This is a genomic window from Bradyrhizobium sp. 521_C7_N1_3 (assembly GCF_052075975.1).
Taxonomy (GTDB): Bacteria; Pseudomonadota; Alphaproteobacteria; order Rhizobiales; family Xanthobacteraceae; genus Bradyrhizobium; species Bradyrhizobium japonicum.
Genome location: NZ_CP197232.1, coordinates 8,489,391 through 8,507,594, shown reverse-complemented (window position 1 = coordinate 8,507,594; position 18,204 = coordinate 8,489,391). Strand labels below are relative to the sequence as shown.

Below are 18,204 nucleotides of genomic sequence, written 5' to 3'. Positions count from 1 at the left end.
TGCGAGATCTGACGGTGCGCGGCCACTTCACGCGGCTGCGGGGAAGTCGATCTCGGTGTCGTTGATGCGGTTGAAGACGTTGGTAAAGACAGTGGTGGCGAAGCCACATCGAGTCGGCGGCTACAGCGACGCTCAGCTAGTGGAGATCAGCGAAGGCGCCGCACGGCACATCGACAATGGGTGTCGCACGCCGGCCACAGAGCTTGTGCGTGCATGCGTCGGTCAATCTTGCGCATCCGGGCGTCCGATTACTTCGCGGCGGGCGGCAGAAGCCTGTGGTCGATTAGAGACTGCAGCGCGTTGCGAAACGCGTCCTCGGTATCAATCGTCTTGGTGAACCCAGCCTGGCGCAGCTTGACAGTGCTAACGAAGGCCCGCGGTCCCTCCGGAGCGCCATAGGCGAACGCGAAGTCCGCGTGCTGGTGACCCTGGCCAACGAGCTCCCGCAGGTTCCGCGAGCGAAGATCGTACTTTGCGACGATCCTGTTCCAGACATCGCCGTTCTCAGCAAGGTAAGCCGCAACGCTCATTGGCATGTCGGGTCCGGTTTCGACACCGAGGGTTTCGGCCATGGCCGGCCACACATTGCGCCACTCGAATACGTCGCCGTTGGTGATGTTGAATGCCTCATTCGCTGCCTGGGGCGAGCGCAGCCCAGACCATCACGTCCGCGACGAGATCTGTATCGGCGGCTTCCCAGACGAAGGACGGACCGCCTGGAAAGCCGAACGGTTCACCCTTCTCGCGGCGGATTGCCGCGTAGACACCGATAGCAGGGATAACGTTCAACGCACCGGGGGTCGGACCGGTGACAAGCTGTGGGCGTAAAGCCGTATAATTGAAGCCATGCTTGGTCCCCATCTCCCGCACATAGGCTTCCTGGTCGAAGAAGAAATTCGGGTGATCCTTGTGGGCATCACGTGGGCCGGGATAGGGATCGGATGCAAGTGCACGCCATAGACCTTCGTTCCCTGCAGAATGCTGATGTGCTGAAAGTTCGGAGCGGTGCGGACGATCGGCTCCACCACGTTGCGCAGCATGGCGTTGTTGGTTTCGATCTGTTCCTTGCTCGACCAGCCAGCGACCAGATCGGGTTTCTCGTGCAGGGCCGTGTAGGCTATATGCGTGATGTCGGTCAGCGGTTCGAACGCCGCGCGGGCCACTTCCTCGTTCCTCAGATCGACCGCGAGAAACTCAACGTCGCGGCCACTGGGCAGCTCGGGCTTGCGGCGTGAGACGCCGACCACCTTGAAGCCCGCGGAAAGAAACTTCTCGATCGCGGCGACCCCCAACAGGCCGCTTGCGCCCGTGACCAGCACCTTGTTCGGAACGCTCTTGCTTTGATTGGCCGCACTCATGATTGCCTCCTTGCCGTTGGGAAAGGTTCTCGGCCGCAGGCCACGAAGCGGATGCCGCGCTGGCCCTTGGATGTGTGAAACATGGCCAATCCCGGCGCGGCATGGCAGATAGGGCAAAGCGATATCGCTCATTCCTGCGGAGAATAAGATGGATCGCTTGGCTTCGATGGAAACCTTCGTGCGAGTGGTCGAAACCGGATCCTTCTCCGGCGCCGCCCGGCAGCTCCGTGTGGGCCAGCCCGCGGTGTCGAAATCCGTCGCACAGCTGGAGGATTATCTCGGCGTCAAACTGCTGACGCGCTCGACGCGCGGTCTCACTCCAACGGAAGCCGGGCTCGGTTATCTCGAGCGCGCGAGGCGCGCTCTCGAGGAGGCGGCCGAGGCTGAACTTGCCGCACGCGGAGCGGGAGCCGGCCTCAAGGGAAGATTGCGGGTCTGTGCCGCCGTTACCTTTGCCCGCATCCATCTCATTCCCCTGCTGCCGAAGTTCCTGGCGCAGAATCCAGAACTTGATCTGGAGATCGTACTCGACGACCGGCAAGTTGATCTCGTCCAGGAGGGGATTGACGTGGCTCTTCGGATGGGCAAGTTGATGGACTCAGGGTTGACGGCGCGCCGTATCGCGCGATGCAAGCGCCTCGTGTTGGGTACACCCGTCTACTTCGATCGCGCGGGCACGCCGACCACGCCGAGTGAACTTGGTAAGCATCAGGCCATCGTCTACCTTCAGGAAGGCAGCGTCTGGTCGTTCCGGCGCGCGAATTCGGAAATGGTGATTACCGTGAAAAGCAGATTGCGGGTTACCGCAGCGGAAGGAGTGCGAGCTGCGGTGCTCGTTGATGCCGGACTGGCCATCGCGTCGGAATGGATGTTCAGCCCTGAGCTGCAATCGGGTGCCGTGCGTGCGGTGCTGTCGGAATGGAGCCTTCCCGCGCTGGACCTGTGGGCTGTGCTTCCGACCGGGCGCGCCGCGACTGCCAAGGCACGGTCGTTCGTGGATTTCTTCGAGCGTACGTTCAATGAATAAGCAAGAAGCCCGCCCAGCGTTGCGGACATGGACGGGGGAGATCTCGATTTTTCCGGGGGGTAACCCATTCCAGCGCGGCGATGGCGAAATCGCGAAGGACATCGCGCCTCAACCGACGACCGGCCTCACCCAAGTCGGGTGGCGCTGCTTGCGGGTCTGGCTTGGATGCAGCGTCGCCGACTCGGTTGCTTTTGGGGGGGCAAAGCGGACATCACATGGTAGGCGATGCCGTAGACCCGGTCGAAAATGACCCATTGCGGAAATACCGCGGCTCGATGGATGCGGTGTCCCTGAGGGAAGAGGACGCCCATTCGTAGCTGTGGCTAACTCAAGCTCATGAGCCAAGAGGTCACGTCGATCTCGCCAAGCTGCATTGCTGTGACGAGCAGAGCGGCTTATCCGGCGCCGCGACGCGCGTCGCCGCCACTTTCGTCAAAAGTCCAATGAAGCTCCCGCGCAAATCGCCTGCCAGCAGGACGTATCGCATTCGCAGCCCGCAGCAAGGAGGATCAAATGCACGTACTGGTCAGAAACAACAATGTCGAGCAGGCCCTCCATGTTCTCAAGAAGAAGATGCAGAGGGAGGGCGTCTTCCGCGAAATGAAGCAGCGGCGTTCCTATGACAACCTAGAAGTCGGAGGCCATTCGCCGGGCCCGCAAGCTCGCGCGCAAGCAGGCGATCCGAGAGGGATTGCTGCCCGCGCCGCCGAAAAAGAAGCCGTTCGAGCGCAAGCCGCCCTTGCCGGAGGTCAAGGCACGAGCGGAATAGAGGATGCAGTTACCGAGCATGTTGCTATGCGCTGAAATCGATGCCTCGCAGCACGATGCCCGGCGGCGTGCCTTCGAACTCTGTCGCGCGATATTTGCTGGCCGCTTGCGCTTCGATGCGATCCCTTAGGCGGGTGAACTGGGCTTCCCGCTGCTCGGGCCTGACTTGCTGGCCGCGCTCGAGATAATCCATCGCGGAGGTGGAGATTGCGCAAGGAACCTCCCTGCCACCGTCATGCATCGAGAACCGAACGATCATCCGGTCGTATTCGTGGCTGATAAAGTGGCCGCTGGTCAACGTCATGGCTTGCTCCGCTACGTGATGGCTATCCGGCCGATCGTGCCTCCAATCATCGCCCGCGGCGGGCCGCTCGCCCTCGCGGTTGCGCCGAGCATGGCATGTGCCGCGAAATGCAGGCGGTCATCGTTCGCCTCAGCCGTCCCCCGACAGCCGGGCGAAATCGTCGAATAGTGCTGCCACCAGCGCGCGATGGCGCGTATCCTCGGCAGGCAGACTCGCAGCATAGAGGTTGAGCAGATGGCGCGCCTTCACCGCCGCCTCCAGCCAAGACGCGGCGGGCACCGTCAACATGCGATTTTCGAGATCGGCCTCGCGCTCGCGCAACTCGCGGACATGGCTTTCGACCTCGGCAAGCGCGCGGCGCAGGTCGGTGGCCTTCTGCGCGGCCATGCCGCGGTGCTTGTCGAGATCGACCGTCTGGTCAGTCATTGGCGGCGCTCGCGTCCGCGGCTTGCGCGTTCGCAAGATCGACCGAGCCGATCGACAACATCTCCGTGACGCCGCAAACGCCTTCGGCGGGCACGGTGATCAGCGTGGCAACGCGGCGATAGGCCGAGAAGGTCAGGCCCTCGATCTCCTCCTCGTCCGTGACGACCTCGTAGGCGCCGGCCGGCAACAGGCGCTCGATGCCGCGGATGCGGAACGGACGCTTAAAGTGGACGGTTTCTCGCCGCGAGCGGATGGTCATGCACGCCTGCCTTTCGCAAGTGAAGCCCCAACCGATGCTGGCGGTCGCGACCATGCGCGCTTCGCGCCGCAATAGCCAGTGCTATCGGGCCCCACCGGCAAACGAAGATGTCACAGCGGAGCCGTCGCCCGCGCGGCATTTAACGCTCGCTATTGGCTCGGCACGGGCTTAGGCTCGCTGCCATCACCGCACATCTCAACGGCTTCGACCGGTGACTGAGGGTCACGTGTGCTCCCGCCGAAGGCCCCGCAGGAGCATTCGATGTCGCGTGTTCGCATCTCGGAATGGATCGTGCCGCCGGTGATCGTTCCGTTGTTTCTACTGCTTCTCGTGTGCGGAGCCGCCATCCTCAATGGTTAGGGCAACCCGGGTGCCGTATCTGGTCAGTGGGACCAACGAATACGGGAGCTCCAATCTCGGCCGCGGCAATGCGACAGTCGCGCTGCGGCTCGCACGGAAGCTGCTGCGCGAAGGTTACATGGACGTCAGGGTCTGCACCCCGCGCGGACGGGTGCTGGAGTCGAATGAGCTCGACGAACTCAAATCACCAAAGGAGAGCGACATGGCGAAGGGCCAGCAACGTGGCAATCGCGAAGCCAAGAAGCCGAAGAGGGAAAAAGCCAAGGTGATCGCGGCGGCGCCGAGCCGCAAGGAAGCCGTTTGGCAGCCGGATTTCGGGCCCGCAAAGAAGAAGTAGCAGGGACCTGACACCGGGCAATGGAGTGTGGTGGTCCTAGCCCCCTTTCGGAACATGGCCCGGCAAACCCTCTCGAGGAGGAATTAAATAGAAAGGACGTTCAGCATGACAATGGCTAGAACAGGTACATGGAAGGCCGCGCTTTTCCTTGCATCAGTGTTCGGTGCAGCACCGGCGGCTTTCGCGGCGGAGCCGAACTGCCGTTCAATCGAAAGCACCAGCGCGCGCCTCTCCTGTTACGACGCAGCCTTTCCTCCAAAAGCGAGGAAGCCCTCCGGGACCAGTGCCGACTCATCGTCGGTCGAAAAGGACCCTTTCCTTGCGGAAGAAGCCCGCACCTCAGCGAAGCTAAAAAATATTTGCCGTGGTTGCTGAGTTTCATGGCTGCCGATCGGGGGCGACGAGTGATCTAGCGAGCTGCGAAACCCGGGGCCAGTTGCAACGGGATGCCCCCCTGGCATCCACCGCACTGGGAACAGTCATTGCCGAACGGTGGCAAGGCCGCTTGGCGGCGGCGAACGCTCTCGGCTTTACCGTGTCGCTCTCGCCGTCGCCCGCGCCGATGCGTGGTACAGTCACCCCACTTGACTTAACCCAAGTTATTGGAGATGCGCTCCCACGCAAGCAGACTGGGGCGGCCATGAATGAGCTTCTAAGCCGCGCCATGCGCGCTATCGCTGACAGCCAATCCCTCCAAGATGAGCGCCAGCTGCTGACTGGCGAACAACGGCTCAATCGATCGGAACTCCGGCGCGCTGTTTTTGAAAGCGCAATGGCGCGCGTCGAGATCAGGGCTCGTCGAGATGACGCGGCGGCCAAGATGAGTTAGATCGGCTTCAAAGCGACAGCAGTAATCGCGCCCAGCTTGAAGCGAGAGCAGTCAGCCAGCCAGTGACGTCAGGCTGCTCGCAGATAGTTCCTGCCAGGATCGAAACAAAGCGCTCGCTATTGGGCATATAAAGGCGCACTGTCTCACTACCACCGAGCGGCCCTCAGCATCTATCGGTGGCGTGAACGCAAAATGCGCTCCCGCTCAACCCCAAGCGGAGCGTCAAACATGCCGGCCCAACGGTCCCCAGGACAATCCTTGCCATTCGAATACTGCCTCGCGCAGGAGGCGATCAACCTCCGTCTACAGGCGAAGGGGATGCCCGCTGGTGTCCGCCGCACGGAGCTTCTGCGAAAAGCTCGGCAGATCGATGTCGCCGGAGAGATCAACAAGTGGTTGACCTCGCCGGGACTACAGCCGCCAACTTGAATTTAGACCTCGTTCCGGTCCGACGTGATGAACTTCAGCACGCCACGTGGAGACCATCCCGGGCTGGTAAGCCGCCGCCTGCGCTTTATTTAAGCGGGCGGCGTTTTTGCGTGAGATGGGAAGCCGTTGCACGCGGCGTCCAGCTGCTGATCTCGATTCCTTTTGGCTTTCTAGGAACGCCGCTGGGAGAATAGCTTTAGGCATAATCACCTTTTCGGATCCCCAGGCTACTATCGGTGACTGAGAGCTGGTTCCTCCCGCCTGCAAGCCGTGGGATGCACATGTGCAAAAAGTGCGACCAGATAAACAACGAGATTGAACAGTTCCGCAGGTTGATAGCACCGGGAATGGACGCGCTTAGCTTGTCGATGATCCGATGCGCAATCGAATTGCTAGAAGATGATAAGGCCGCCTTTAAGTGCCGCGGAGCGCGCGCAACTAGGTGCGCCCTCCGTTCGCAATCTTAGTCGATGTCGCCTCTTGGCCCCGTAGCGGACGTGCAAGAGATCGGTGGTGATGTCCGTTTCTAGCAGTGAAGCGGACATCGCTACCGTCATCGGTCAGGCGACGAGACGAAGCCCAGCATCAGCGGAGTTACCGGTGATCCGCCGCAGCTCGGCTGCGACGCCATCAAGCACCGCGCGCTTCTCTTTCATCCGCTTGGAGTGATTGTAGACCTTGCCGGTGACGGTCGGCACGACGACCTCGGCCTTCTTGCTCGCGGCATGATCGAGGCATTTCGCGATCCACGCATCATCGAAGCCAAGGTCGCCCGCTAGGGTTGCCGCCGTCCGGCGCAGATCGTGCGGCGTGAACGGCTTGAGGCCGAGCAGGGCGCAGATGCCGGGCGTCCTCACTTTGCCCTTGCGGCTGTCGCCGCGCAGCGCGTCCGCCATGGCCTTGCGGTGCAGCGGCTGATCGCCGAGCGGGGAGGCGAAGACGTATTGCTTGTTCGATCCCCGCAAGGCTTCCTTGATGATCTCGACCGCGAGACCGGAGAGGGGCTGCTGGATCGCCCGGCGCTTCTTGACCCGCTTGAGCGGCACGTCAAAGCGCGGGTTCTCGCCGTCGAGGTCGAATAGTTCGTCGCGGTGCGCGCCAAGCAGTTCGCGTGACCGCAGCATGGTGACCAGCTCAAATTTGAGAGCGAGGCGGGTCCGGCGGTCATAGGGAAGGTCGTTGCGGTCCAGTCCGTGCCAGAACGTCTTGATCTCGTCTTCGGAGAGGACCCGGGTGCGGGGATGTTCGGGATCGAGTTTTGGCAGGTTGACGCAGGGGCTGGCGGTCACGTAGTCGCGGCCTGCTTCCGCCGCCCAGTTGAACAGGCCGGAGGCAGCCTTGCGCATATGGCGTGAGTTGCTGACCGAGGGCCTGCCGAACTTGCCTGCGACGATGTCGTTCGACAGCGTCGCGATGTCATTCTTGGTGACCTCTCGCACGAGCTTCTTGCCGAGCCGGGCACCCACGAAGCGCCGCAGATGGCTGGCGGTGTTCTCCCACGCCTCCAGCCGGGGCCGCATCTCGCCGTCCGGCTTGCGGACGGGCGTCTTCATCCAGTCGATCCGCTCCTCGATAATCTCGGAGACGGTCTTGCCGTTCTGCGCGGCCTTCGCCTTCTGGTCGCGGAAGGTTTCGGCAAGCGCACCGCCCCCCATACCCTTGAGGCCGTAGACCTTGCTGCGGGCATCCTCGACGGTGAAAGTCTCAGGGTTATAGACGCCGAGCCATCCGGTGCGCTGCTTGCCCGTGGTCCGATCGGTGAACTTGAACGAGAAGGTCGCCACGCCCGCCGTGGTGATGCTGACGTAGAGGCCGGGGCATTTGCGGTCGTAGAACTTGGCGCGCTGGGCGACCCTTTTCTCGCACATGCGATCGGTCAGAATGACGCTGCTGTTACGGCCCCGCTTGCAGGCCGGGGCGGGGGTGATGTTACTATCCATGTGGTTTCGGCTCCTAAGGCTTGGGACCAAAGGGCTCGGCTTTGGGGCTTTCAGTTTGTCGTGCGGACGCTGAAAGACTTAGGGCCGGGCCCTTATTTTGGTGAAGCCCGCTGAAACAGCCCGCATCAGGGTAATTCAACAGCCCTTATTTTGAAGAGTTTTCTTAGTTTCGGCGTGTTTCACCGAATACCAAAATATAGACGTGTGGTCCTGGCCGTCGTTGCTACGGTCAAGTGCTTTGCGAATGCGGCAGTCGCGTCAACCGGCGCGCTGCCGGTGACTTTCGCGAGGACGAGGGAGGCCAGAGGGAATTCGGCTCCCGGGAGAGCACGGCATAAGCCGTCCGACCATCGCGCAGGGAAGGCCGAGTGATTGGCACCACCTGTATGCTGCTGTGCAGTTTCCTTGCGCTACCTTTCGCGCAGCGGACCGCGGGTGCGTGGTCAGCACCCGGCCTTCCCTGCGCCCTCTTGGCTTTGAGGGTGGAGAGATCAAGCAAAACTCGGGCGAAATGCGCTGCGAGGAGGCAAAGGTGTGTCTGTAACACTCGCTGTCATCGCCCGGCCTTGACCGGGCGATCCAGTATTCCAGAGACGGCTGTGATTGAGCCGAGAGGCCGCGGCGTACTGGAGTCCCCGCTTCCGCGGGGAATGACAGGGGTAGTTGGAGGACGATGCCGATGCCTCCCACTCCGTCAGTGCTTTGCTGCGCTCGCAACGACGTGGAGGGAGCGTGCGCCACTATGCTTCCGTGCTTGGTCAACGCATCCGGGAGACCGGAGGAAACGAGCTTGTTTCAAAGAACGATACCGCTGAGAAACTTTACGCAAGCGCCGGCGATCGCATCCGCGCGAAACTTGCGCGGTCCATCACGTCGCGAACTCCCGCCTCATCCCTGGCTCGCCATGCGCGCGCGGTCGAGATGCCCCTCGATCTTCGGGCGGTCGCGGGTACGCTCGAAACTGGTGCAGAGGAGCTCGGTCTCCTCCAGGGAAACCGGAGCGCGGTACAGCCGGCACATGAATTCGGCGCTCGCGCGTCCCTTGCCCGTGCCGGGACTGCGTTCGGCGAGAAACATGCAGTCGCGGCAGATGCTGGCATCGAGCCGCTGATGGGCCGCGTCGAGATGATTGAGGATCTCGCGCAACGAGTCGCGCAGCCTGACGCATTCGTCGCTGCCGAGAGACGTGACCGCGTTCACCACGTGATTGATCGGGTCGTGCTGGCTCAGGCATTTCTCGCCTTGCGCGGTGACGTGCAGCACGACGGACCGCTTGTCCTCGTGCGACGGCTTTCGCACCAGGAAGGACTTGGCTTCCAGCGTCTTCACGATCTGCGATGCCGTGGCCCGGGTCGCGCCGATGAAGCCGGCCAGCGCGGACGGCGTGCGCGAGAACCTGTTGGCACGGTGGAGAAAGCGCAGCGCCATCCATTCCCGGTCGCGCAACCCGTGCTGATTGCCTTCGAAATACCAGGCTCTGGCCGCCTGAACCAGCAGCTCGACGGCCTCGCGTGCCAACGGCATGAATTCCTACCTTGCCCCGGGTATCACGTCTGCGGCGCCCCGGAGCCGCCTTCCGTCGTTGCGCGCGAGTCCTTCGCGAGAAGCTGTACCAACCACAATATCAGACACATACGCAGCGCCCGGCTCTCGCGCGAAAGCACGGACCGTTCTGCCCCCGACCTCGACGGATGGACCCTGCGAGATACGGCGCGAGAAGCTGTGTCGATGATGGTGTGCCAATCGTGGCGTCGTCGAACGAAAGCCCGAGTTGCCATCACAGCCGGACGATGGATCGGTAGTGTTCAACCGTAGCCCCTGAAGTTCAAGTCACACGCAGACGTTTCTTGTATTCCATCGAAACGATGAATGAGCTTCTCAACAAAATCAAGTAGAGACGCTCCCGAAGACTGGCTGTCGCTCGAAGCGATTGTAACGTTCAAGACAATCTCGTTCGTCAGGACACATGATGGTGATCGTAATACGCAGTGTAACAAGCTACTTGCACGCAAATGTGCGACGGTTTGATTGCACGCCTGTTGCTGTCCGCCGTTGATGCGAATTGATGGAAGCTTGTGCATGACGGTGACGCGGAGCGGCGCGTCATCCACAACTTGTGCGATCCGTCACAGAATCGCCAAGGGAACTCGTAGGGATTGCACGTAGCGGTTGTTGTGATAATGACGGCGAGAGGGGTCCGCTGGATCGCTTTCGCCTCGGCGGCACGATCTCCACCGAACGGGCGATGCACGTGCGCGACGGACGGCGGCAGTCGGCAACGGGTGCGCATGCGCCGGAGGCGTAGGATCGACTGTCGCGATAATGGGCAGGTCGGCGACGCCGGGCGCGCCGGCCGCAACCGGCTAGTCGCCCTTGAGCATGTCTCGCAGCTCGCGGAATGGATCGGCGCTCGGCCCTGCCGAGGCGTCCTGCCGCATGGCGCTGTAGATTCTCGGGACCATGTCGACGGCCTGGTCGAGGCCCGAATCACGCCCCGACTGATATCCGCCCATCAGGCGAAGGTCGCGCGTGTCCTCGTATTTGGCGATCATGGTGCGCAGCTTGCTCACCAATTCGCGCTCCTCGGGGTCCCAGACGTTGTGGGCAAGGCGGGAGACCGAGGCCAGAACGTCGACGGCGGGATAGCGCGCCTGGTCGGCGATGTGCCTGGAGAGCACGATGTGGCCGTCGAGGGTGCTTCGGATGGTGTCGGCGATCGGCTCGTTGTGATCGTCGCCGTCGACCAGCACGGAGAAAATGCCGGTAATCGTCCCGGATCCCTCCTCGCCGGGGCCGGCGCGCTCTAGCAGGCGGGGCAGGTCGGTGAAGACCGTCGGTGCATAACCGCGGGCGACCGCAGGCTCGCCGGCGGCGAGGGCGACCTCGCGGGCGGCATGGGCGAAACGGGTGATCGAATCGACCACCAGCAGGACCGATTCGCCCCGGTCACGGAAATATTCGGCGACCGCCATGGCGGTCTTCGGCGCCAGCCGCCGCATCATCGGGCTTTCATCTCCCGTCGATACGATGGTGATGGCGCGGCTGCGATTGGCGCCGAGCACGTCCTCGATGAATTCACGCACCTCGCGGCCACGTTCGCCGACGAGTGCCAGCACGACGGTGTCAAAGCCCTGGCTGCGGGCCAGCATCGCCAGCAGCGTCGACTTGCCGACGCCGGAGCCGGCAAAGATGCCGACGCGCTGGCCGGCGCAGATCGGGGCGAACAGGTCGATGACGCGTACACCGGTGCGCAGCGGCTTGTGGACGCGCGCCCGCTTCATGGCCGCCGGCGCCTCGGCGTCCGCCGAGACGGTGCGCGATCCCGGGGTGAGGGGACCTTGTCCGTCGAGCGGCGCGCCGAGCGCGTTGATGACGCGGCCCTTCCAGCTCGGATCGGGCGCGAACGACAGTGGCGGCATCCGGTAGGCGACCGAGCCGAGGCCGCCGGCGAACTGCCGGTCGAACGGCTTGGCGATGATGCCCTCGCTATCGATCCGCACCACCTCGCCGATCTGGGGCTTGCCGCCGGAGTTGACGCCGATCAGCTCACCAAGCTTGACGAAGCGCGACAGGCCGGAGACGCGGAAATGCGTCGGAGCGATCTCGGAGATCGCGCCGCTGACGCTGGCCAGGGGAGTGCTCTGCTGAAGCTCCAGCAGCGCCCACTCGAGTTGCCGAAGAGCGTTCAAGGAAACCGTCCACCCTCAATGCGCATGCAGCGCAGTCTACTTACCGGGCTCGCCCAGCGTCCGGATTGCGTTCTGGAGCGAGCTCTCGGTGCCCTCGATCATCGAATTGGTGCCGTCGAAGGCGCGCGAAGCGGCGATCAGCTTGGTCAATTCCATCATCGGATTGGCGCCGGAGCCCTCGACATAGCCCTGCTTGAAGCCGTCGCGGGAGAAATCGGCGATGGCGGTCGCGGGCCGGTCCGGCGTGACGCCGGAATTGCCGTAGCGCTCGAGATTGGCATCGGCGGGAATGTTGAACAGGCCGATGGAGCCGATCTCGTTGTTGTCCTGGGTGATCGCGCCGCTGCGGGCGATTGCGATCGGTCCGCCGTTCGGGTCGAGCGTGATCTGCGCGCCGCCGGCATCGATCACGGGGAAGCCGGACACGGTCTGAAGATCGCCGTTGGCGGCGATCTGGAGGCGGCCGTCGCGCGTATAGACCGTGCCGTTCGGGCCGGCGAAGGCGATCCAGCCCTGTCCGACCACGGCGACGTCGAGCGGGTTGCCGCTCTCGGTGATGCTGCCCATCTCGCGCGAGATGATGTTGTCGCCGGGCGAGGAGAAGGCGACCGGGTTCGCACCGGCCTTCGACAGCACGGTCTCGAACTTCACGACGTCGGTGCGGAATGCCGCCGTGTTGACGTTGGCGACGTTGTTGGCGATCGTCTGGAGGCGCTTATCGAGGGCGACCTGCGCCGACAATCCCACATAGAGGGCCGATTGCATGAGTTACCTTCCGAACCGGATGGACTGAAGCTTCGTGAGCATGTCGGTATCCATGCCGGCCATCGACGACGCGCCGCCGATCAGGACCAGCGCGGAGTTGGTCGAGTTGCCATTGTTGATGTCGTTCTGGGCCTGGGTCGCATCCCACATCGCGGCGAAGCGCTGCACGAACTTGGTGACCTTGGCCGGGTCCTGGAAATCGGTGAGGTCGATCTTGCTCGTGATCAACTTGGCCTGGGCGTCGATGTCCGCCGCGCTGATGGTCGACGGCAGGCCGAGCGCGGTCTGGACCACCTGCGTCATCGCCTTGTCGGCGAGGATCTGGTAGGAGGTGCTGATGGTGGAGGCCTTACGGGTGAAATAGAGCGCCAGCCGCAGACCCTCGTTCTGGTCGCCGGCCTTCTCCTCCATCGTCTGCGTGACGTATTGGGTCGCCGTACCGCTGGTGGCCGCGGCGGTCTGGGTCGCTTTGTCGCCGAGCGCGGCGAAATTGAAGGCGGCGGCGAATTGCCGGTAGCGAGTGTCGGTCAGCTTGTTGGCGAAGCTCTTGGGGTCGGAGACGCCCTCGGTCAGCACCTTGCGCATGAACGCCTTGGCATAGGTCATGTCGCTGAGACCAAAGGCCTTCATCGCGTAGGAGTAGAGGCGATAGTCCTTCAGGAAGTCGTCGATCGTCTTCACATTGCCGATATGGCTGAGAAAATAATCGGTGTCGCGGCTGACGTCCGGCTGGGCCGCGACCTGCGTCAGCGATTTGCCCATGTCCTTGGTCAGTCTGGTGTAGTCCGCGATCGTGGATAGCATGGCACGCGCCCCTCTGGCCGCCGTTGCGACATCGTCTCAAGCTGCCGCTAATTGCTTGCGCGGGGCTGGCGACCGCGAAGCCAGCCTCGCGCAAGCGTCGCCGACTAGATACTCCCGATGGGATCGGCGATGGAGTGGCGCGTTGCTCAGTTTCGTGGGGATTTTCATCACGGTAGCGGCACTGCTCGGCGGATTTGCCGCCATGGGCGGGCATCTGGCCGTGCTCATGCAGCCATGGGAATTCGTGATCATCATGGGCACCGCGGTCGGCACCTTCATCGTCGCCAATCCGTGGAAAACCGTCGTTGATACCGGCGTGGCCTGCATGCAGGCCATCACCGGCGCGGTGCCGAGTGAGCGCTATTACCTCGATCTGCTCGGAGCGCTCCATGCCCTGATGCGGGAGCTGCGGGGCAAGGGCCGCAACGAGGTCGAGGCGCATATCGACGACCCGGCCTCCTCCGAGATCTTCAAGGCGTTCCCGAGCGTGCTCGGCGACCCGCCGTTGCTGCAGTTCATCTGCGACTATGTCCGCCTCATCATCATGGGCAATGCGCGCACGCACGAGATCGAAGCGCTGATGGACGAGGAGATCCACACCATCGTGAAGGCCAAGCTGGCGCCCTACAATTCGATGGTGGTCGTGTCCGAGGCGCTGCCGGCGCTCGGCATCGTCGCCGCCGTGCTCGGCGTCATCAAGGCCATGGGCGCGCTCGACCAGTCGCCGAAGCTTCTTGGCGGCTTCATCGGCGCGGCGCTCGTCGGCACCTTCGCCGGCATCTTCCTGTCCTACGGCGTCCTCTCGCCCTTCGCGCTGAAGATCAAGATGACGCGAGAGAAGCGCTGCCGGCCCTACATCATCGTCAAGCAGACGCTGCTGGCTTTCATGAACGGCGCCATGCCGCAGATCGCCGTCGAGCACGGGCGCAAGATGATCGCGAGCGGCGAACGGCCGTCGATCGACGTGGTCGAAAACGAGACGATCGCAGGTCCCAAGGCCGTCGTGACCGAGGCTGAACCGAAGGCTGCCCGCGCATGACGATGGAAGACCTCGACGTCGATCAGCGGAAGCAGCTGCCGAACTACCTGCTGGACGCCGCCGGCATATCGATCGAACGCATGCCGATGCTCAATGTGATCTTCGATCGCATGGCGGCATCGTGTACCGACAGCCTGCAGCCGATGGCGGGAACGCCGTGCTATTTCTCCGTCAACGGCATCACCAACGACCCGCTCGGCGACATCATCAAGGACTACGAGGGCAACGCGGTCGCCGCTGTGCTCTATGCCGAGCAGTGGGACTCGCGCGTCATCATCATGCTGGATCGCGACTTCGTGTTCACCATGGTCGAGGCGATGTTCGGCTCCGACGGCGCCGAACCGCCGCTCGACGTCGAACGCACCTTCTCGAACATCGAGATCCGGCTGGTCCAGGCGCTGTTTGAGCGGTTCGCCAAGGCGCTGCAGGGTGCCTTCGCCGGCACCTCCAATGTCACCTTCCGTGTCGAGCGAGTCGAGACGGCGATGGCGTCGCTCGCGATTGGGCGCGCCAGCAATATGTCGATCTGCGCGAACATGATGGTGCAGGCGCTCTATCGTGGCGGCCAGATGTTCCTGATCATTCCGCACTCCGCGCTCAATCCGCTCAGGCAGAAGCTCGCCCACGTCGTCGTCAGCGACGGCCGCGCGGCTGATCCGCGCTGGCGCGAGCAGATGGAGAGCGAGGTTCACCGTACCGAAGTGACGCTGAGCGCGGTGCTCGACGAGAAGATGATTTCCCTCGAGGACGTCGTGCATTTCAAGGTGGGGCAGGTGCTCGAGCTCGAAGCCACGCCGCGCACGCTGGCCCGGCTCGAGAGCAACAACCAGGTGCTGTTCTGGTGTCAGATCGGCCAGCTCGATGGCTATTACGCCATGCAGGTGGCCGATCCCGTCGATCAGAAGCGGGAGTTCGTCGATGATATCCTATCTCGTTGATGCCGTGCTGCTGATCGCGCTGGCGTTCACCAGCATGAGGGTGACCCGGATGCACCGCGAATTGGCGCGGCTGCGCAGCTACCAGGGCGAGTTCTCGACCATCGTCCACGAGACGGCGGGCGCCTTCGACACCGTCATCACCGCCGCACATGATTCCACCGCAAATCTCGGCCGGCTCGCCAATGTGCTGAGCACGAAGATAGACCAGGCCCACGAGGCGATCGCGGCACTCGACGCGCGGAGCGGGCTTCAACCGACCGCAACCGTGAGCGGCGCCGAAGCGAACAAGCATTGAATTCGGGACTTGCAGAACACGTGCGATCGGACCGTCGCGGCGCTCCGGGAGCGGAAATACCAAGAGGCGATACCAAATGGCGCAATCTTTCGAATATGAGTCTGCATCGGCATCGGGAGAGACCGATGCGTCTCCGCTGGAGCGGCTGGCGGAGATCGCCGCGCGCACGGCGGAGGAAACCGGCAAATTCGCCAATGTCGATGCCATCCTGCGCATTCCCGTCACGATGCAGGTGGTGCTGGGATCTGCGACCATTCCCGTCGCGAACCTGATGAAGCTCGGCCGCGGCGCGGTGGTTCCGCTCGATCACCGCGTCGGCGAGCCCGTCGACGTCGTGGTCAATGGCCGCGTCGTTGCCCGCGGCGAAGTGGTCGTCGTCGAAGAGGACAATTCCCGCTTCGGCGTCTCGCTCACGGAGATCGTCGGACCGCTGGGGCAGGGTGATACCTGATCATGGCGGCACAGGTCGGCGTCGCTCCTATCAAGCAGCGAGGCGTTGCCACGCTGGGCGGAACGGAAAAGGTCGCGGCACTCCTGCTGGCCATGGGCCGGCAGGCGGCCGCGAGCGTGCTCTCGCAGTTCGAGCCGCAGGATATCCGCATCGTCACCAAGGCCGCGGCCGAGCTGCGGCCGATCACCGCGCAGGAGCTCGAGTCGATCGTTGAGGAGTTCGCCCAGCAATTCTCGATGGGCGCCAACATTCTCGGCACCATCGGCGGTCTCGAAGCCGTGCTCGGCGACGTTCTGCCGGCCGACCAGGTCTCGGCAATCATGTCGGACCTGCTCGGCAATTCGAGCCGGTCGGTGTGGGACCGCGTCTCGTCGGTGTCGGAAAACTCGCTGGCGACATACCTCTCCAAGGAGCATCCGCAAACCGCGGCGCTGATCCTGTCCAAGGTCAAGCCGTCCTGCGCCGCCAAGGTGATGAGCCAGCTGCCGTCGAGCCTGCGCAACGAGCTGATGCGGCGCGTCCTCAGCCTCAAGCCGATCGTCGACGACGCCATGAAGGTCCTCGAGAAGACCTTGCACGAGGACCTGACGCTCAATTTCGCCCGCAACCTCGGCGCCGACACCTACGCGCGCGTCGCGGACATCATCAACAAGATGGAGCGCGGCCATATCGAGGACATGCTGAAGAGCTTGTCGGAGAAGCGTCCGAAGTCGGCCGAAGTTCTGAAGGAACTGCTGTTCACCTTCGACGACGTGGTCAATCTGACCCCGAAGGCGCGCACCATGATCTTCGACCAGGTTCCGACCGATCGCATCGTTATCGCGCTGAAGGGCACGGACAAGCATTTCCGCGAACTCATCCTGTCCTCGGTTGCCTCGCGCGTCCGCCGCGTCGTCGAGCACGAACTGGCCATCGGCGAGCCGTCGAACCAGCGCGATGTGCTGGAGGCGCGCCGCGTCATCACCGACCTTGCACTCGACCTGGCGGAAAAGGGCGAAATCGAGCTCAACCCCGAGCAGGAGGATGAGCTGGTCTTCCGCTGACCGCTGAACGGGCATGGCAGAAACATCCGATCAGGAGAGCAAGACAGAAGAGCCGACCGAGAAGAAAGTCCGCGATTCGCTCGAACAGGGCAAAATCCCGGTCTCTCGGGAGGCTTCTATCTTTGCCTCGATGGCCGCGCTGATGGTGATCCAGGCGTTCCTGATCGGCCAGGGCGTACAGCAATTGACGCCGACGCTGAAGAGCCTTCTCGACGATCCCGAGGGCTTCCCTCTCAGCAACGGTGCGGACGCGCGCAACCTGCTCACGGTGGTGGGCCTCGAAGCGTTGCGATTCCTGGTGCCGCTGGTCGTCATCATGGCGGTGTTCGGCCTCGCCGCATCGCTGCTGCAGAATGCGCCGCGCCTGGTGCTGGAGCGCATCAAGCCGCAGTTGTCGCGAATCTCCCCGATCAGCGGCTGGAGCCGGCTGTTCGGAACCCAGGGTCTCGTCGAATTCGCCAAGTCGCTGTTCAAGCTCGTCTCGGTGACGGTCGTCGTCGTGTTCGTGCTGCGCTCGTCCGAAGCCAGGGCGTTCGAGGCGATGTACACGGATCCGGTCGCGCTGCCGGAGATGATTCTCAACATCGCGATGCGGATCGTCTCGGCGATCTGCATCGCCACCATCGTCCTGGTCGCCATCGATCTCGCCTGGGCGCGCTTCCACTGGCGGCGCGAGCTGCGCATGACCAAGCAGGAGATCAAGGACGAGCACAAGCAGGCGGAGGGCGATCCCCTGATCAAGGCGCGCCTGCGCTCGCTGGCGCGCGACCGCTCGCGCCAGCGCATGATCGCGTCCGCCTCGCGTGCGACGCTGGTGATCGCCAACCCGACGCACTTCGCGATCGCCCTGCGCTACAAGCGCGAGGAAAACGCAGCGCCCATGGTCGTCGCCAAGGGCATGGACGTGATCGCGCTGAAGATCCGTGAAGTCGCGGAGCAGAACCGGATCCCGGTGATCGAGAACAAGGCGCTGGCGCGCGCGCTCTATGAGGCGGTTCAGGTCGACCAGGTGATTCCGGCGGAGTTCTTCCGGCCGGTCGCCGAGATCATCTACTTCCTGCAGTCCAAGCAGGCGCCGCGGACCGAGAAGGTTCAGTAGATTTCCGAGCATAGCGTCGGCCGCATCAGCCTGACGAAAGCTTG

The 18,204-nt window shown here is 63.1% G+C and carries 20 protein-coding genes and 1 pseudogene; 10 read left to right on the top strand and 11 right to left on the bottom strand.

Annotated features, from left to right (window positions below):
* Window positions 1-248: 248 nt before the first annotated feature.
* The 3 genes from AB7008_RS40055 to AB7008_RS40045 are packed head-to-tail and all read right to left on the bottom strand — an operon-like array spanning window position 249 to window position 1,358.
* Window positions 249-572, bottom strand: a complete 324-nt coding sequence (locus tag AB7008_RS40055; protein WP_200889970.1) for a hypothetical protein — start codon at window positions 570-572, stop codon at window positions 249-251.
* Window positions 573-627: 55 nt separating this feature from the next.
* Window positions 628-789 carry a hypothetical protein gene (locus tag AB7008_RS40050; RefSeq protein ID WP_248879742.1) on the bottom strand — a complete coding sequence of 54 codons (162 nt, stop codon included), beginning with the start codon at window positions 787-789 and terminating at the stop codon, window positions 628-630.
* Complete coding sequence (locus AB7008_RS40045) at window positions 786-1,358, bottom strand: NAD-dependent epimerase/dehydratase family protein (RefSeq protein WP_248879741.1); 573 nt, start codon at window positions 1,356-1,358, stop codon at window positions 786-788. The genes AB7008_RS40050 and AB7008_RS40045 overlap by 4 nt, the downstream gene beginning before the upstream one ends.
* A 148-nt stretch (window positions 1,359-1,506) precedes the next feature.
* Between AB7008_RS40045 and AB7008_RS40040 the strand changes: the two genes are divergently transcribed.
* The gene (locus AB7008_RS40040) at window positions 1,507-2,385 is read left to right on the top strand and encodes a LysR family transcriptional regulator (protein WP_248879740.1); all 879 of its coding nucleotides are present in this window, start codon (window positions 1,507-1,509) and stop codon (window positions 2,383-2,385) included.
* A gap of 513 nt (window positions 2,386-2,898) precedes the next feature.
* Window positions 2,899-3,154: pseudogene (gene rpsU, locus AB7008_RS40035) on the top strand (30S ribosomal protein S21).
* Between the two features lie 24 nt (window positions 3,155-3,178).
* Here rpsU and AB7008_RS40030 read toward each other — a convergent pair.
* The 3 genes from AB7008_RS40030 to AB7008_RS40020 all read right to left on the bottom strand — a co-directional run bounded on the left by AB7008_RS40030 (window position 3,179) and on the right by AB7008_RS40020 (window position 4,142).
* A complete protein-coding gene (locus AB7008_RS40030; protein WP_041953063.1) occupies window positions 3,179-3,457 on the bottom strand; it encodes a DUF1488 domain-containing protein in 279 nt (92 codons plus the stop codon).
* Window positions 3,458-3,586: 129 nt separating this feature from the next.
* Window positions 3,587-3,883: a hypothetical protein gene (locus tag AB7008_RS40025; RefSeq protein ID WP_038960237.1), complete on the bottom strand. Its 297-nt coding sequence runs from the start codon at window positions 3,881-3,883 to the stop codon at window positions 3,587-3,589.
* Entirely contained in the window at window positions 3,876-4,142 is a 267-nt protein-coding gene (locus tag AB7008_RS40020; RefSeq protein ID WP_038960238.1) for a hypothetical protein, read from the bottom strand. Before AB7008_RS40020 ends, AB7008_RS40025 begins: the two co-directional genes overlap by 8 nt.
* A 352-nt stretch (window positions 4,143-4,494) precedes the next feature.
* Between AB7008_RS40020 and AB7008_RS40015 the strand changes: the two genes are divergently transcribed.
* Together AB7008_RS40015 and AB7008_RS40010 are read left to right on the top strand one after the other, a co-directional pair.
* Complete coding sequence (locus AB7008_RS40015) at window positions 4,495-4,839, top strand: hypothetical protein (protein ID WP_441260581.1); 345 nt, start codon at window positions 4,495-4,497, stop codon at window positions 4,837-4,839.
* Between the two features lie 640 nt (window positions 4,840-5,479).
* Complete coding sequence (locus AB7008_RS40010; RefSeq protein ID WP_152620720.1) at window positions 5,480-5,668, top strand: hypothetical protein; 189 nt, start codon at window positions 5,480-5,482, stop codon at window positions 5,666-5,668.
* Between the two features lie 989 nt (window positions 5,669-6,657).
* Here AB7008_RS40010 and AB7008_RS40005 read toward each other — a convergent pair.
* From AB7008_RS40005 to AB7008_RS39985, 5 genes are all read right to left on the bottom strand, one after another.
* Window positions 6,658-8,037: a tyrosine-type recombinase/integrase gene (locus tag AB7008_RS40005; protein ID WP_248879739.1), complete on the bottom strand. Its 1,380-nt coding sequence runs from the start codon at window positions 8,035-8,037 to the stop codon at window positions 6,658-6,660.
* An 888-nt stretch (window positions 8,038-8,925) separates the two neighbouring features.
* A complete protein-coding gene (locus AB7008_RS40000; protein ID WP_028160777.1) occupies window positions 8,926-9,561 on the bottom strand; it encodes a MarR family winged helix-turn-helix transcriptional regulator in 636 nt (211 codons plus the stop codon).
* Window positions 9,562-10,400: 839 nt separating this feature from the next.
* Window positions 10,401-11,726, bottom strand: coding sequence for a flagellar protein export ATPase FliI (fliI, locus tag AB7008_RS39995; protein ID WP_304491265.1), 1,326 nt, complete (start codon window positions 11,724-11,726; stop codon window positions 10,401-10,403).
* 36 nt (window positions 11,727-11,762) lie between these two features.
* Window positions 11,763-12,491, bottom strand: coding sequence for a flagellar basal-body rod protein FlgF (gene flgF, locus AB7008_RS39990; protein WP_014492650.1), 729 nt, complete (start codon window positions 12,489-12,491; stop codon window positions 11,763-11,765).
* A 3-nt stretch (window positions 12,492-12,494) separates the two neighbouring features.
* Complete coding sequence (locus AB7008_RS39985) at window positions 12,495-13,295, bottom strand: DUF1217 domain-containing protein (protein ID WP_041953088.1); 801 nt, start codon at window positions 13,293-13,295, stop codon at window positions 12,495-12,497.
* A 142-nt stretch (window positions 13,296-13,437) separates the two neighbouring features.
* Between AB7008_RS39985 and motA the strand changes: the two genes are divergently transcribed.
* The 6 genes from motA to flhB all read left to right on the top strand — a co-directional run bounded on the left by motA (window position 13,438) and on the right by flhB (window position 18,160).
* Window positions 13,438-14,334 (top strand): flagellar motor stator protein MotA, encoded by an 897-nt coding sequence (gene motA / locus AB7008_RS39980; protein ID WP_014492652.1) that lies wholly within the window; start codon window positions 13,438-13,440, stop codon window positions 14,332-14,334.
* Window positions 14,331-15,272 carry a flagellar motor switch protein FliM gene (locus AB7008_RS39975; RefSeq protein ID WP_028160774.1) on the top strand — a complete coding sequence of 314 codons (942 nt, stop codon included), beginning with the start codon at window positions 14,331-14,333 and terminating at the stop codon, window positions 15,270-15,272. The genes motA and AB7008_RS39975 overlap by 4 nt, the downstream gene beginning before the upstream one ends.
* Window positions 15,253-15,567, top strand: coding sequence for a hypothetical protein (locus AB7008_RS39970; protein ID WP_014492654.1), 315 nt, complete (start codon window positions 15,253-15,255; stop codon window positions 15,565-15,567). The genes AB7008_RS39975 and AB7008_RS39970 overlap by 20 nt, the downstream gene beginning before the upstream one ends.
* Before the next feature lie 76 nt (window positions 15,568-15,643).
* The gene (fliN, locus tag AB7008_RS39965; RefSeq protein WP_014492655.1) at window positions 15,644-16,018 is read left to right on the top strand and encodes a flagellar motor switch protein FliN; all 375 of its coding nucleotides are present in this window, start codon (window positions 15,644-15,646) and stop codon (window positions 16,016-16,018) included.
* 2 nt (window positions 16,019-16,020) lie between these two features.
* Complete coding sequence (locus AB7008_RS39960; protein ID WP_014492656.1) at window positions 16,021-17,061, top strand: flagellar motor switch protein FliG; 1,041 nt, start codon at window positions 16,021-16,023, stop codon at window positions 17,059-17,061.
* Between the two features lie 13 nt (window positions 17,062-17,074).
* Complete coding sequence (gene flhB / locus AB7008_RS39955) at window positions 17,075-18,160, top strand: flagellar biosynthesis protein FlhB (protein WP_028160772.1); 1,086 nt, start codon at window positions 17,075-17,077, stop codon at window positions 18,158-18,160.
* The last annotated feature ends 44 nt before the right edge of the window (window positions 18,161-18,204 follow it).

Excerpts from the sequence above, each read along its gene's own strand:
- AB7008_RS40055 (WP_200889970.1), bottom strand. The coding sequence starts at position 572 with ATGGCCGAAACCCTCGGTGTCGAAACCGGACCCGACATGCCAATGAGC.
- AB7008_RS40045 (WP_248879741.1), bottom strand. The coding sequence starts at position 1,358 with ATGAGTGCGGCCAATCAAAGCAAGAGCGTTCCGAACAAGGTGCTGGTC.
- AB7008_RS40040 (WP_248879740.1), top strand. The coding sequence starts at position 1,507 with ATGGATCGCTTGGCTTCGATGGAAACCTTCGTGCGAGTGGTCGAAACC.
- AB7008_RS40030 (WP_041953063.1), bottom strand. The coding sequence starts at position 3,457 with ATGACGTTGACCAGCGGCCACTTTATCAGCCACGAATACGACCGGATG.
- AB7008_RS40025 (WP_038960237.1), bottom strand. The coding sequence starts at position 3,883 with ATGACTGACCAGACGGTCGATCTCGACAAGCACCGCGGCATGGCCGCG.
- AB7008_RS40020 (WP_038960238.1), bottom strand. The coding sequence starts at position 4,142 with ATGACCATCCGCTCGCGGCGAGAAACCGTCCACTTTAAGCGTCCGTTC.
- AB7008_RS40015 (WP_441260581.1), top strand. The coding sequence starts at position 4,495 with ATGGTTAGGGCAACCCGGGTGCCGTATCTGGTCAGTGGGACCAACGAA.
- AB7008_RS40010 (WP_152620720.1), top strand. The coding sequence starts at position 5,480 with ATGAATGAGCTTCTAAGCCGCGCCATGCGCGCTATCGCTGACAGCCAA.
- AB7008_RS40005 (WP_248879739.1), bottom strand. The coding sequence starts at position 8,037 with ATGGATAGTAACATCACCCCCGCCCCGGCCTGCAAGCGGGGCCGTAAC.
- AB7008_RS40000 (WP_028160777.1), bottom strand. The coding sequence starts at position 9,561 with ATGCCGTTGGCACGCGAGGCCGTCGAGCTGCTGGTTCAGGCGGCCAGA.
- flgF (WP_014492650.1), bottom strand. The coding sequence starts at position 12,491 with ATGCAATCGGCCCTCTATGTGGGATTGTCGGCGCAGGTCGCCCTCGAT.
- AB7008_RS39985 (WP_041953088.1), bottom strand. The coding sequence starts at position 13,295 with ATGCTATCCACGATCGCGGACTACACCAGACTGACCAAGGACATGGGC.
- AB7008_RS39975 (WP_028160774.1), top strand. The coding sequence starts at position 14,331 with ATGACGATGGAAGACCTCGACGTCGATCAGCGGAAGCAGCTGCCGAAC.
- AB7008_RS39970 (WP_014492654.1), top strand. The coding sequence starts at position 15,253 with ATGATATCCTATCTCGTTGATGCCGTGCTGCTGATCGCGCTGGCGTTC.
- fliN (WP_014492655.1), top strand. The coding sequence starts at position 15,644 with ATGGCGCAATCTTTCGAATATGAGTCTGCATCGGCATCGGGAGAGACC.
- AB7008_RS39960 (WP_014492656.1), top strand. The coding sequence starts at position 16,021 with ATGGCGGCACAGGTCGGCGTCGCTCCTATCAAGCAGCGAGGCGTTGCC.
- flhB (WP_028160772.1), top strand. The coding sequence starts at position 17,075 with ATGGCAGAAACATCCGATCAGGAGAGCAAGACAGAAGAGCCGACCGAG.